12 protein-coding genes, 1 tRNA gene and 2 rRNA genes (1 of these 15 only partly in view) are annotated in these 12,549 nt (G+C 56.7%); 9 read left to right on the top strand and 6 right to left on the bottom strand.

Going from position 1 to position 12,549, the window contains the following annotated elements:
* Window positions 1-79 precede the first annotated feature (79 nt).
* Both AC5STI_RS19750 and AC5STI_RS19745 read right to left on the bottom strand, forming a co-directional pair.
* Window positions 80-232, bottom strand: a complete 153-nt coding sequence (locus tag AC5STI_RS19750; protein WP_495447963.1) for a hypothetical protein — start codon at window positions 230-232, stop codon at window positions 80-82.
* A gap of 111 nt (window positions 233-343) precedes the next feature.
* Window positions 344-904 carry a LysR family transcriptional regulator gene (locus AC5STI_RS19745; protein ID WP_495447962.1) on the bottom strand — a complete coding sequence of 187 codons (561 nt, stop codon included), beginning with the start codon at window positions 902-904 and terminating at the stop codon, window positions 344-346.
* A gap of 81 nt (window positions 905-985) precedes the next feature.
* On the opposite strand from AC5STI_RS19745, the gene AC5STI_RS19740 reads away from it, so the two are divergent.
* From AC5STI_RS19740 to AC5STI_RS19700, 9 genes are all read left to right on the top strand, one after another.
* On the top strand, window positions 986-1,975 hold the full coding sequence (locus AC5STI_RS19740; protein ID WP_495447961.1) for an aldo/keto reductase: 990 nt from the start codon (window positions 986-988) through the stop codon (window positions 1,973-1,975).
* 102 nt (window positions 1,976-2,077) lie between these two features.
* The gene (locus AC5STI_RS19735) at window positions 2,078-2,353 is read left to right on the top strand and encodes a hypothetical protein (RefSeq protein ID WP_495447960.1); all 276 of its coding nucleotides are present in this window, start codon (window positions 2,078-2,080) and stop codon (window positions 2,351-2,353) included.
* 178 nt (window positions 2,354-2,531) lie between these two features.
* Window positions 2,532-3,710, top strand: a complete 1,179-nt coding sequence (locus tag AC5STI_RS19730; protein WP_495447959.1) for a site-specific integrase — start codon at window positions 2,532-2,534, stop codon at window positions 3,708-3,710.
* Between the two features lie 262 nt (window positions 3,711-3,972).
* Window positions 3,973-4,692 carry a hypothetical protein gene (locus AC5STI_RS19725; RefSeq protein WP_495447958.1) on the top strand — a complete coding sequence of 240 codons (720 nt, stop codon included), beginning with the start codon at window positions 3,973-3,975 and terminating at the stop codon, window positions 4,690-4,692.
* Window positions 4,693-4,775: 83 nt separating this feature from the next.
* The gene (locus AC5STI_RS19720) at window positions 4,776-5,024 is read left to right on the top strand and encodes a helix-turn-helix transcriptional regulator (protein WP_495447957.1); all 249 of its coding nucleotides are present in this window, start codon (window positions 4,776-4,778) and stop codon (window positions 5,022-5,024) included.
* A 123-nt stretch (window positions 5,025-5,147) separates the two neighbouring features.
* On the top strand, window positions 5,148-5,366 hold the full coding sequence (locus AC5STI_RS19715) for a hypothetical protein (RefSeq protein WP_495447956.1): 219 nt from the start codon (window positions 5,148-5,150) through the stop codon (window positions 5,364-5,366).
* Window positions 5,367-5,547: 181 nt separating this feature from the next.
* Window positions 5,548-6,696, top strand: a complete 1,149-nt coding sequence (locus tag AC5STI_RS19710; RefSeq protein WP_495447955.1) for a hypothetical protein — start codon at window positions 5,548-5,550, stop codon at window positions 6,694-6,696.
* Window positions 6,697-7,001: 305 nt separating this feature from the next.
* Window positions 7,002-8,408 carry an AAA family ATPase gene (locus AC5STI_RS19705; RefSeq protein ID WP_495447954.1) on the top strand — a complete coding sequence of 469 codons (1,407 nt, stop codon included), beginning with the start codon at window positions 7,002-7,004 and terminating at the stop codon, window positions 8,406-8,408.
* A gap of 20 nt (window positions 8,409-8,428) precedes the next feature.
* Window positions 8,429-9,004 carry a hypothetical protein gene (locus tag AC5STI_RS19700; protein ID WP_495447953.1) on the top strand — a complete coding sequence of 192 codons (576 nt, stop codon included), beginning with the start codon at window positions 8,429-8,431 and terminating at the stop codon, window positions 9,002-9,004.
* 61 nt (window positions 9,005-9,065) lie between these two features.
* On the opposite strand, the gene AC5STI_RS19695 is transcribed toward AC5STI_RS19700, so the two are convergent.
* The 4 genes from AC5STI_RS19695 to AC5STI_RS19680 all read right to left on the bottom strand — a co-directional run.
* Complete coding sequence (locus tag AC5STI_RS19695) at window positions 9,066-9,401, bottom strand: HNH endonuclease (RefSeq protein ID WP_495447969.1); 336 nt, start codon at window positions 9,399-9,401, stop codon at window positions 9,066-9,068.
* Window positions 9,402-9,709: 308 nt separating this feature from the next.
* Window positions 9,710-9,786: transfer RNA gene (locus AC5STI_RS19690), tRNA-Met, on the bottom strand.
* Between the two features lie 44 nt (window positions 9,787-9,830).
* Window positions 9,831-9,945 (bottom strand): 5S ribosomal RNA (gene rrf / locus AC5STI_RS19685).
* A gap of 199 nt (window positions 9,946-10,144) precedes the next feature.
* Window positions 10,145-12,549: ribosomal RNA gene (locus AC5STI_RS19680) — 23S ribosomal RNA — on the bottom strand; it runs 423 nt beyond the window's last position.

Here is a 12,549-nt window from a genome sequence, read left to right as displayed (position 1 = left end):
GCGCGGCGAACGCCCGGTCGGAGCCCTGACCAGCCCTCCAAGATAAAAGCGAGGAAGGCTGTTATGGAGATAGTTCGCGTCACGGCTGCAAGCAGGTATCGCGCAGGATCCTGTCAACGCGGCTGATCACCTTGCGCACCTCGGGCAGATAGCGGTCCTCATGGTGCGTCACCAGCCATTGATCGTGCTCCAGTTCCGGGATCGGCGGTGAAACCTGCGTCAGCGCATCCATACGATTGCCGATGAAGGTGGGCAGGACCAGGCGGGCCTGGCCTGAGAGCGCAAGGTCAAGAGCGGTGCGCGGGCTGGTGACCTCAATGCAGTCTTCCTTTTCGGTAGTGGCTTAGACCCATTGCGCCGAAGGCGTCGAGCCAAGGACGCGCGCCCAGGGTGCATCAGGTCCGGCGCCTGAATACACGGCGAAGCGCACCCGGCCCAGCTTGCGCCCGGCCAGACCGGGCCCTTTGGGGCGGCGGTTGCGGATCCCGATGACGGCCTCGCGGCGGCCAATGTCCACCATCTCATCAGCCGCGATGAACCGAAGCCGGGTACGGTCTGACCCGACGATTTCCGGGATTCTGCCACAGAGGTGATACGTTACCCAGGTTCCAGCAGAGATCTTGACGGTTGGAACCGAGCCGCCGGTCTCCGCGGTGAGAGACAGGATGCCGCATTCCAGTGCCTCTGCCTTTTCCACGAGCGTTCGGCCTTCCTTTGTCAGCTCGTATCCGCGTGCCAGGCGCTGGAACAGATCGCGGCCAAGCCGCCGCTCCAGCGCCAGCATGCGCCGCCCGAGTGTCGGAGGGCTCTTGCCGGTCGATGCAGCCGCAGCGGCCAGCCCGCCCTCGCGCGCCACCGCCAGAAAGAGGCGCAGATCGTCCCAATCAAGCTTCGTTTCATCCATGAAATGATCATTGCAAAGCGTTTCATGGAAGGGAAGCCGCTTTGGTGGTCCAATGAGTGGACAGATAGAGGGAGTTTCAGGATGCGCTTTCTGGGTCAGGAGATGAACCCGCTTGGCATGGGATGCTGGCCGATCGGCGGGCCGATGTTCTCCGGGGATCAGCCACTGGGCTACGCCAATTCCGATGACGCGGAGTCCATCCGCACCATTCACGCCGCACTGGCCGGGGGGATCAGTCTTTTCGACACCGCTCCCGCCTATGGCGCGGGCCATGCTGAACGGCTGCTGGCCCGCGCACTCAAAGACCGGCCCGATGCGCTGATCGCCACCAAGATCGGGATTGCCATCGACGAGGACAGCAAGCAGCTGACCGGCGACGAGATTGCACCCGGAAGAGTGCTGCCCGCCATCGACCGCAGCCTGTCGCGGCTGGGGCGGGACAGGATCGACCTAATGCTGCTGCATCAGAACAGTCTCCCTGTTCCGCTAGCTGAGGCGATGTTCGACGAGATGGACAAGGCCGTGGAGGCAGGCAAGCTGCGCGCCTACGGCTGGAGCACCGATTTTGCGGAAAGCGTCTCTGCGGTAGCACCGCGCAAGGCGTTTCTGGCGGTAGAGCATGCGATGAACGTCTTGATCAATCCGCCGCGCATTCAGGCGGCGGTGAGGAAGAACGCGCTGACGGCGCTGATCCGTTCACCTCTGGCGATGGGGCTCCTCACCGGCAAATACGGGCCGGATGCAATCATGCGCGCTGACGACATCCGCGGCACCTCCAACCTTAAGACCGGCTACTTTGCCGACGCGCGGCCGAACCCTGCCATGCTCACGCAGCTGGAGCCCGTGCGGGAGTTGCTGACAACTGGCGGCAGGAGCCTGGCGCAGGGCGCGATCAGCTGGTTATGGGCCAGAAGCGGCCGGGTGATCCCCGTTCCAGGCGCGCGCACCGTTGGTCAGATCGAAGACCTCGCAGCAGCAATTGGCTTCGGCGCTCTGCCTGATCCTATCATGGAAGAGATTGAAACCCTGATCGAACGTGAGCCAGAAGAGCTGCCTGACAGGGCACGATGAGCTGTACCCGACAACCGGTTCATTTTGACCGACAGTTCGCCAGGAACGCGGCGAACTCACCCTTCGAGTCTTTGGTGAATCTTGCGTCACGCAGGCCCGACCGTGATCCAGACCCTTGGCTCCACCGAAGGCATGGAGGAAGCCAAGGAGGCGCTGCGCGCATTGGTGGAGCGGATCGTGCTGACGCCCGCGGCGGCAGGCTCTGGCCTGGATCTGACGCTGGAGGGGGATCTGGCCGGGCTTCTGCGGCTGGCGTCGGGTGCGGAAGGCCCGGACAGGAAGAAGGCCCCGGACAGTAGATCCGAAGCCTTTGATATTTCTGAGGAAATTGTGTTGGTTGCGGGAGCAGGATTTGAACCTGCGACCTTCAGGTTATGAGAGCGCTTAGGGCGTTCTGCACGGTCTACCCCGATTTGCGCCCACCTACCCTATCTTATTGGTATCGCTCATTTTTCGTTGACGCCAAACTTCACAGGCTTCTACCTCTTACGCCAAGATATGCGTTCATTTGCTTCCACAGTGCTTCCACAGAAGCGGAGCAGAGAGGAGACCGGAGATGCCGAAACTGACCAAGCGAACCGTCGAAGCCCTGATGCCGGAGGCCAAGGATTACTTCCTCTGGGACAGCCAGATTGCGGGCTTTGGCGTCCGGGTCATGCCGTCCGGTGCAAAGACCTACCAAGCGCAATATCGCAAGGGCGGCAGAACCCGGCGCGTATCGGTTGGACGGCACGGCAAGATCACCGTGGATGAGCCGCGCAAGCTCGCCAAAGAGATCATGGGACAAGTTGCCAAGGGCGAGAACCCCGCCGAGGAAATCTCGCAGCACCGCAGGGCCCCCACCGTCGCCGCGCTCTGTGAGCGCTTCTTTGAGGCCCACGCCAAGGAACGCTGCAAGCCCTCGACCCAAAAGGAATACCGCCGCGCCATTGATCTGTTTATCGTGCCCGCGCTGGGAAGCTTTAAGGTCGTGGACGTTGAACGCCGGGACATTGCAGAGCTGCACCACAAGTTCCGCGACAAGCCCTATCAGGCCAACCGGACGCTTGGAGTTCTGTCGAAGATGTTCAACCTGGCGGAAATCTGGGGCCTGCGTCCGGATGGCTCCAATCCCTGCCGCCACGTCCCGAAGTACCGCGAGGTGAAGCGGGAACGCTTCTTGAGCCAACCGGAATTGCAGCGGCTGGGACAGGTGCTGTCTGAGGTGGAACGCGAAGGCAGCGAGACGCCGCATATGGTCGCCGCCTTCCGCCTGCTGATCCTGACCGGCTGCCGATTGGGAGAAATCCAGACCCTGAAATGGGACTACATCACCGCCAACGGCATGGAACTGCCGGACAGTAAGACCGGCGCGCGGCGCATCCCCCTGCCCCAACCGGCGCGGGATGTGCTCGCCCGCCTGCCGCGCAGCCCCGGCAACCCCTATGTGATCGAAGGAAAACTGCCCGGCCAGTATGCTACCGACCTCCAACATCCATGGCGGCGCATCCGTGATCGGGCGGGGCTGCGCGGGGTTCGTATCCACGACCTGCGCCATACCTACGCATCAAATGCGGTCTCCGCCGGAATGCCGATCCAAATGGTCGGGCGGCTGCTGGGGCATACTCAGATCCAAACCACCATGCGCTATGCACATCTGGCGGATGATCCGGTGCGGCAGGCGGCGGAGGAAAATGCCGCGCGGCTGGGGTCGCTAGTCGGGGATCTGGGGAGGCCGAGGCTACGGGCCGTATAGGGACACGCAATGATACGTTACGTAGGGAGCTAAGCTCGGCCCCGGTCCCGCGCGTTGCGTACTGGTACGTTACGTATACGTAGGTCGTCGATGCCCGCTCAGGCTGCCTGTAGGTAACGTACTACGAGAAGCTTGATTGTACCTGAACCGGCTGCCCTGGCTGAACCGTTATGTTACGTAGGACGCATTACCGAGAACCACAGGGCCAGCGCAGAACCACGCCGCCCCTAGACCACATTCAAAAGAAGCGAGCCGTCCCCCCATGACCTCCCCTATCCTGGCCCTCTGGCAACGCGGCGTTTATCTGAATAAATCCGCCTATCATTTTTCGCCCGATGCTGAGCGGGAAACCTACAACAGGCTGCACTCTGCCAACCTGATGACCGTCGCTACCGATGCCGCTATTGCCGCGAATGCCATGGGTGAGGCTGGCGCCAATGCGGCCATGGCTGCGGCGCAGGTGATGGCAAAGGTTTCAAAGGAGCGCACGGGTTGGCGGGACAGACGCCAAGGGGCCGTGCTGAAGGCGCTGCAAAAGGCACAGCTTATTGCCTTCGGATTTGAACCGCCCCGCCGTATGGACAGTCAGCCCGTCGAAATCCTGCCCGCCTATTGGCGCGGCCACATCCGGTGGGATAAGGCCAGCCTGACGGTCCAAGGGCTTGAGTTCGTCGAGATCCGTATCGTCTCGCGGCAGTTGCGAGATGAGGTTTTGAATCGAAAGAAAATCGACCTGACCCCGCCGCAACCGGCGGGTCGCCCCACCGTTGGACCATTCGTCAAGGCGGCCTTCGCAGCATTGCACAAGGCCGGAGAAATCGACGTGACCGCCTCGCAGCAATCCCACTATCCGAAGATCCGCGCGTGGTTGGAACTGAACGTCCCAAACCTCAGCAAACCTGCAAGCGAGATTGCGGACAAAACACTTCAGAAACATTTCTCACCTCTTTTCAACAGCTTAAAGAAATCCTCCAAACTATAAATTCGGCGGAGATTTATAGGAGTATTTAGAGGAAATCTGTTGGGCGAAGACAGGAGCATCAAGTCAAACAACAGGAGACGACGATGCTGAACACCGCAACACCCACCCCCGCCAACGCGCCCGCCATGGACTATCTGGACGGGTTTATCGAAGAACGCACGGCGGCGGACTTCCTCTGCCAAAGTGTCCGCACCATCCAGAAATGGCGCGTCACCGGCTACGGCCCGAAGTTCTACAAATCGGGCCGTTCCGTGCGCTATCGTCGCCGCGACCTGCTGGAATGGGCCGAAGGCCGCCGCCACGGCAGCACCAGCAGCTACAGCGCCACATGAGTTTTGCCCGCGTTGGGGTTGGCAGCGCCGCGCGGGATTTTGGGGCCGGAAGGCTCTCAGGGGCGCGGGCGAAACGGTCCCGCGCTCCTTCTCATTCCAACACAGCTCGAAAGTATCCAAACCATGGCGAACCAGCCTGCACAGAAGTTCAAAATCGGCCTCATCACGGCCACCATCTGGAACAATGACGGCTTCTATTCCGTCGATATGTCCCGTGCCTACAAGGCCGATAACGGCGAATGGCGCAACACCGGCAGTTTCCACCACTCAGACCTGCTCAATATCGCCAAATGCGCGGAGCGCGCAGAGATCTGGATTGGCCGTCAGGTCAACGGCAAGTAATGGTCGCCGGGCCTCAGCCCGGCCCAAAAACCAATGCTGCCCCGCCGGAGGCAGAAGGGGGCCAAAGGCCCCCGCCCTTTTCCCCTCACATCTCCACAGAAACCAGCGGCCCGATGTGCCGCGCAGGAGGGGGGTCTTGTAACACCCCCCTCCACGAATACGAAAGCGAAGGCCAGCGTAAATGGAAGCGGATATCCTGCATTCGGGTTTTGACGGGCTGAAATTCACCATCGAGACCGATATCCCGCCTGAGTTCCGCACCGCCCTTGCCGTTGCCAAAGCCGAAGCAATCAAAACCAACCGGGAAACCGTTCTGGAATTCGGCTCTGTCGCTCTCTCCGTGCGCCGCACAGGCGGTTCTGCCTATTCCGCCCATACCGGCGAATACGGGGCTGAATGGTATTTCCTGGACCCAGAGAACCGCCCTGCGAACAATCCCGGCATCACCGTCGATTTCCGGGCCTTCCTGCTCGCCACCGGCGGGCTGGACGCGGCGGAAAAGCACTTCTGGGACTGCATGGATACCTTTGGTATCCGCTACGCTGAACACCTGCTGCGTGTGACCCGTGCGGACTTCGCCATCGACTTCCTGGCCCCCTGGTTCGAACCAGACCGCGAAGCCCTGGTTGTGCCGCCCGGCACCCGCGTTCAGGAACACACCGGCATTGATGAAACAGAAACCCACGCCACCGGCGCGCGTGTCACCGGCCTGCGAGCCGGGGCTGTCGCTAACCGGCAATTGGTGATCTACGACAAGCGGCAGGAGGTCATTCAGAAGGGCAAGCTAGGCTGGCTCACTATCTGGAACGACGCCCGTGCACAGTTGAACCGCCCGACCCTGGACCTGGCAGACCGGAATTCAAGCCAGGTCTGGCGCTTCGAACTGCGTATGGGGTCCAAGCAGCTCCGCAACCGTTGGGAAATGCGGTCCTGGAAAGACCTCCGGGATATGATCGGTGATGCTTACACCGAGTTTTGCGAAAGGGTCCGCTACACCTCCCCCACTTCCGACTGCAACCGCGCCCGCTGGCCCGCAAACGAGCTGTGGCATCAGGTCAGCAACGTGATCGCTTTGGACCTGCAGGAGAGCTGTTCCGGCGTCTTGCCCAGCGACGTCATCGAAACCAACCGCGCAGAGCACATGCGGATGCTGGACCGGCAAATTTTGGGGCTGCTGGTATCCCGCGCAGCAGCGTCAGAGGTGAAGCCCAACGAGTTCCGGGACTTCCTAGGCAGCCATGTAGAAACCTTGCAGCGGCAATCCGATGAGCACCCGATACTGATTGATGAAAGGCTTGGGAATGCGGCGAGCAGGTACCGTTTCAAATAAGCCTAGATTGCGTCTACGCCGGTGCAAACAAGGCACTTTTGACAAGCACACCAAAGTCTTAAGTTACCCGACATGATTGAAGCAGGCTTCTGATCGGTCTGGAGAGTTCTTTAACAGCGAGGAGGCAGTTTGCAATGTGCTCGGAGTCAGGTCGAGAGCAGTTGAAGCTGTCTCTACTCTTTTTCAGCAGGTGACCCGCCTTGGGTAACCTGTTGATATTTTGACAACATTATGCAACTAGAAGACAGAGCAGAGAGCTGCTAGACGTTCTTGAGAGCTTAAGTCTTTGCCAAAGAGGGTTTGTTGTGAAAGTTAGCATTCAGAACGTTGGTCGAATTTCCAGCGGGGAGATTGAACCCAGAGACTTGACCTTATTCATTGGGCAGAATGACAGTGGGAAGACTTATGCTGCCACAACGCTTTGGGCATTCCTGAAGCATATAGATAAAACATCTCGGAACAGAGACGACGTGGCCATCACTGGCCTTAACGATTTCTTAATCAAGCTCTGCAGAGGCCGCGAAACAAACTATAACTTGGAAATCCCGTATTTGGAGTGGGATGCTCTGAGGACTTCTATATCAAGTAGCTTCAACCAGAACATTTCCGACATCCTCAGAGATGCCATCGGTTACGATGGCTTTGAGAAAAGTTCGATTAGCGTAGCACACAAATATAGATCGCAATTAAAGCTGACCGCCGACGTAAGTAGATACGAAGAGTTACAAGAGGATTTCATTGAGGCAGATGATCCAGATGAGCCGCCCGAAGGAATCTTCCGGAACGTCGAAGTTACCGACCTTTCAGTGCACATAACGCTCGGAGAAGTGACAACAGAGGTTTTTTCTGTAAGCGGCGTTGAAACTGACATTTTGCCTGGCATGATCGATTTTCAGCTCAAAAGAACAATCTTGGGCGTCGCATGTTGTGGATTCGATTGGCTTAGCATGCGAAATGTAATCTACTTGCCTGCCGCAAGGACTGGCATCATGCTTGCGCTAGACTATTTCGTAAGCGGCATTCTTGATCGCTCAAAAATGGGAAGGGATGAGCTTGAAGAAACCGGCTCACTTCCGGCACCGATTCAAGACTTTGCCCGCAGCCTTTCAAGGCCCACCTATTTCCTTTCTAGAAAACGGACCAAGCCGTCGACTGCACTAAAAAATCTAATCCAAGGAGAATTCACTAGGAGAAATAGATTCAGAGGCGAATACCTATATTCAATGGACGAAGGGAAAGAAGAAATCCCATTGGCGTCCACTTCATCTCTGGTTACCGAATTAGCTGCATTATCTGTGCTGTCTAATCGTGTGGGTCACCGCACCTTCTTGATTTTTGAGGAACCTGAGGCTCATCTGCACTTGGCAGCGCAGCGAGAAATGGCTCGTGCACTGGCAAAGATGGTCAACTCAGGTGTGCGGGTACTAATCACCACACACAGCGATACTTTTCTTCAGCAGCTAAACAACCTCATCTCGTTGCACCGCCTTCGGTCAAATTCAGAACTACTGTCTGAGATAGGTGTTGCTGAGGAGGACTTGATTGACTCAGAACGAGTTTCAGCTTTTGACTTCGTGTGCGACAATGGCATCACATCAATCAATGAGATTCCGGTTTCTGAAAAGGGAGTTGTGGCCGACTCCCTCAACAAAGTGCTTTTAGATCTAACAGAAGAAACGTTGAAAATCAGCGACGCTTTGCAAGAAGATTAACCCATCAAACCGGGAAAATAATGGCATTTAAAAATCTAGAGCTAGTCAACCCAGATTACGTTTTCACGGTGACCAGCGGCACCCCAATTACGGTTGAAGAAAAGGCCAAAGAAGGCGCTGGGAAATGTCATTTCAGCTCCCCTCAAGATGCCCTTTTCATTAAGGCGAAGGATCAAGCTCCAGTCGTTTGGTCCTTGAGGAATAGAAAATGCGCTGAAGCTGCGTTCTGCATTGCAAGGGAGGACGGCAGAACTACACTTCACATTGTTGAAATGAAAAGCAAACTAACCCTCAAAACGTTCCAGCATGTAATTGAACAGATTCGAGGGATGTACCTGTCAGCTTTGGCGACTCTATCGATCATTAGAGTTGCCGAACCACACGAAGTCACGGCATATCTTGCCTATAGTGATGATAAGATTTCGTGCGGATTCAGTGAAAACTTAATTTTGAACAAAACGCTGGTAGGTGGCGAGGAACTACCCGGAAAGCGAGAGTGGCGTAGAAAAGAGATAACACTTCCTCACTCAACGCAGGCTAAGCTGATCATTGGTGAAAGAGCTGATGGTGACGTCACCTTTGGCGAAGTAAGTTAATCCGCCGCCCCCCGTTGACAACCACCTAAACGGACTCCTTTTGTTAATTCCACCCAAAGAGTTAACGTTTCAAACACTGTCGCAACTGCTCGACACTAAGCCAAGGCCTAGCCGAGTGAACCATTCTATGGCAGTTCGCACAGAGCAATGCGAGATCGGATAGTCTGGTCTTCTGCCCCGGTACCAACTCCGACACTGGGATCATGTGGTGGCATTCGATAAAGCCTTCTCCACGGTCACCATAGGTTTTTACAAAGTCGAAGCCGCAGACTTCGCAGTAGAGCCGACCGTACGTCCGTACAAATGCCGCCTTCTTTCTGCGGACAAGTGCTGCATTCCGTTCGCGATAGCGGTGTAGGCGCGTGCGCCCGCCATATTGATTAAACCGTCGAGCCATATCCTGGAGAAACGAGCGCTCCCAATCGTTCACCTTTCCAGAGGAAGGGCGCTCCGAAATTTCGCGCTGGATATGCGCGGTCTGCTCTTTGCTGAACGGCATTCTCATCTCTTCGGAACACTCTTGGCGAGAGTGGAACGGATTGCGTCAAAGCTCACGTTGATATCATTTCGACATCCAAGGTCTGTGGCTCTCTGGCCACATCCTTTTCCTCACCACTTGCGTCCACAGTGCTTCCAGCGCCTTAGCGCAAACGCAGAAAGCCCCGCGGCTGCGGGGCGTAAGTCATTGTTTTGATTGTAATATTTTGGTTGCGGGAGCAGGATTTGAACCTGCGACCTTCAGGTTATGAGCCTGACGAGCTACCTGGCTGCTCCATCCCGCGACAGGTGTTATTGATCGTTTAGAGAGATTATTGGATTTTACTAGGTTTGGCGGTGACCTACTCTCCCAGGGCTTGAGCCCAAGTACCATCGGCGCGACAGTGCTTAACTTCCGGGTTCGGGATGGGACCGGGTGTTTCACTTGTGCTGTGGCCACCAAACCAAGAAAAATCCACTTGCCTTCGGCGAGTGGATTTTTTTGGTTGGCGGCCGTCAGCGTGTTTGCGGAGCAAATACGCGAGAGGCCGCACCCCAGTTACGTCACGAGACGTTTCCACGAGCGGAAGGCAATACAATCAACAGTCCAAGTTCTTGGGATGGTTTGCTTGTTTGGTTTTGTAACACTGTCTGTTACTGGATCAAATCAAGCCTATCGGGCGATTAGTACCGGTCAGCTGAACGCATTGCTGCGCTTACACCTCCGGCCTATCGGCGTGGTGGTCTTCCACGGCCCTCAGGGATACCTTGTTTTGAGGGGGGCTTCCCGCTTAGATGCCTTCAGCGGTTATCCTGTCCGATCATAGCTACCCAGCACTGCAATTGGCATTACAACTGGTCCACCAGTGGATCGTTCACCCCGGTCCTCTCGTACTAGGGGCAACTCCTCTCAAGTATCCTGCACCCACGGCAGATAGGGACCGAACTGTCTCACGACGTTCTAAACCCAGCTCACGTACCTCTTTAAACGGCGAACAGCCGTACCCTTGGGACCTGCTCCAGCCCCAGGATGAGATGAGCCGACATCGAGGTGCCAAACACTGCCGTCGATATGGACTCTTGGGCAGTATCAGCCTGTTATCCCCGGCGTACCTTTTATCCGTTGAGCGATGGCCCTTCCACGCGGGACCACCGGATCACTATGGCCGACTTTCGTCTCTGCTCGACTTGTCAGTCTTGCAGTCAGGCTGGCTTCTGCCATTGCACTCAACGAGCGATTTCCGACCGCTCTGAGCCAACCTTCGCGCGCCTCCGTTACTCTTTAGGAGGCGACCGCCCCAGTCAAACTACCCGCCACGCAGGGTCCCGGATCCGGATAACGGACCGCGGTTAGACATCAAGAGTGCGAAGGGTGGTATCTCAAGGGAGGCTCCACCGGGACTTGCGTCCCGGCTTCGATGCCTACCACCTATCCTGCACATCACAATCCTGATGCCAGTGCGAAGCTGTAGTAAAGGTGCACGGGGTCTTTCCGTCTAACCGCGGGAAGCCTGCATCTTGACAGGCAATTCAATTTCGCTGAGTCGATGTTGGAGACAGCGGGGAAGTCGTTACGCCATTCGTGCAGGTCGGAACTTACCCGACAAGGAATTTCGCTACCTTAGGACCGTTATAGTTACGGCCGCCGTTTACCTGGGCTTCAATTCGGAGCTCTCACCCCTCCTTTTAACCTTCAGGCACCGGGCAGGCGTCAGACCCTATACGTCGCCTTGCGGCTTCGCAGAGCCCTGTGTTTTTAATAAACAGTCGCCACCCCCTGGTTTGTGCCCCCGGATCCAAGTTGCCTTGAACCCGGGCCTCCTTCTCGCGAACTTACGGAGGTATTTTGCCGAGTTCCTTCAACATCGTTCTCTCAAGCGCCTTGGTATGCTCTACCAGTCCACCTGTGTCGGTTTAGGGTACGGTCTGATGGAGGGCTATTTCCAGGGACCAATCAGCGGCCCGCCCAATCCGATAAGGGCGAACAACCTTCATGATCCGTCACATCCTCCTGGCTCAGGAATATTAACCTGATTCCCATCGCCTACGCCTTTCGGCCTCGGCTTAGGGGCCGGCTTACCCTGCTCAGATTAGCTTTAAGCAGGAACCCTTGGACTTTCGGCGAGAGTGTCTCTCACACTCTTTGTCGCTACTCATGTCATCATTCTCGCTAGTGATCTCTCCACCGGATGGCTCACGCCCCGGCTTCATCGAAAGCCTCTCTCCTCCAATGTATCCGAAGATACTAAGGAGGAATGAGACTATGTCACACTACGCTCTGCTACCATGCACTATGTGCATCCTCGGCTTCGGCTCATGGCTTGAGCCCCGTTACATCTTCGCCGCAAGACATCTTGATTAGACCAGTGAGCTGTTACGCTATCTTTAAAGGATGGCTGCTTCTAAGCCAACCTCCTGGTTGTTTTGGACGTCTCACCTGCTTTCCCACTTAGCCATGAATTGGGGGCCTTAGCCGGAGGTCAGGGTTGTTTCCCTCTCCACGACGGACGTTAGCATCCGCCGTGTGTCTGCCATCCAGTACTCCCGGGTATTCGGAGTTTGGTTAGGATCAGTAAGCCTGTGGGGCCCCATTACCCATCCAGTGCTCTACCCCCCGGGGTATTCGGATGACGCTCTACCTAAATAGATTTCGCAGAGAACCAGCTATCTCCGAGTTTGATTGGCCTTTCACCCCTAGGCACAGCTCATCCCGATCCTTTTCAACGGATGTGGGTTCGGTCCTCCAGTGCGTGTTACCGCACCTTCAACCTGGCCATGCCTAGATCACTCGGTTTCGGGTCTGATCCCACGAACTCATGCGCCCTATTAAGACTCGCTTTCGCTGCGCCTCCGCCTAGCGGCTTAAGCTTGCTCGTGAGACCAAGTCGATGACCCATTATACAAAAGGTACGCTGTCAGCCCTCAAGGGGCCTCCAACTGATTGTAGGCGTTCGGTTTCAGGTACTGTTTCACTCCCCTCGCCGGGGTGCTTTTCACCTTTCCCTCACGGTACTGGTTCGCTATCGGTCAGTAAGGAGTACTTAGCCTTCGGAGGTGGTCCTCCGGTC

The sequence above is a fragment of the Leisingera sp. CC-HEC096 genome (genome assembly GCF_059429235.1).
This window is presented reverse-complemented; position numbering and strand designations above follow the sequence as displayed.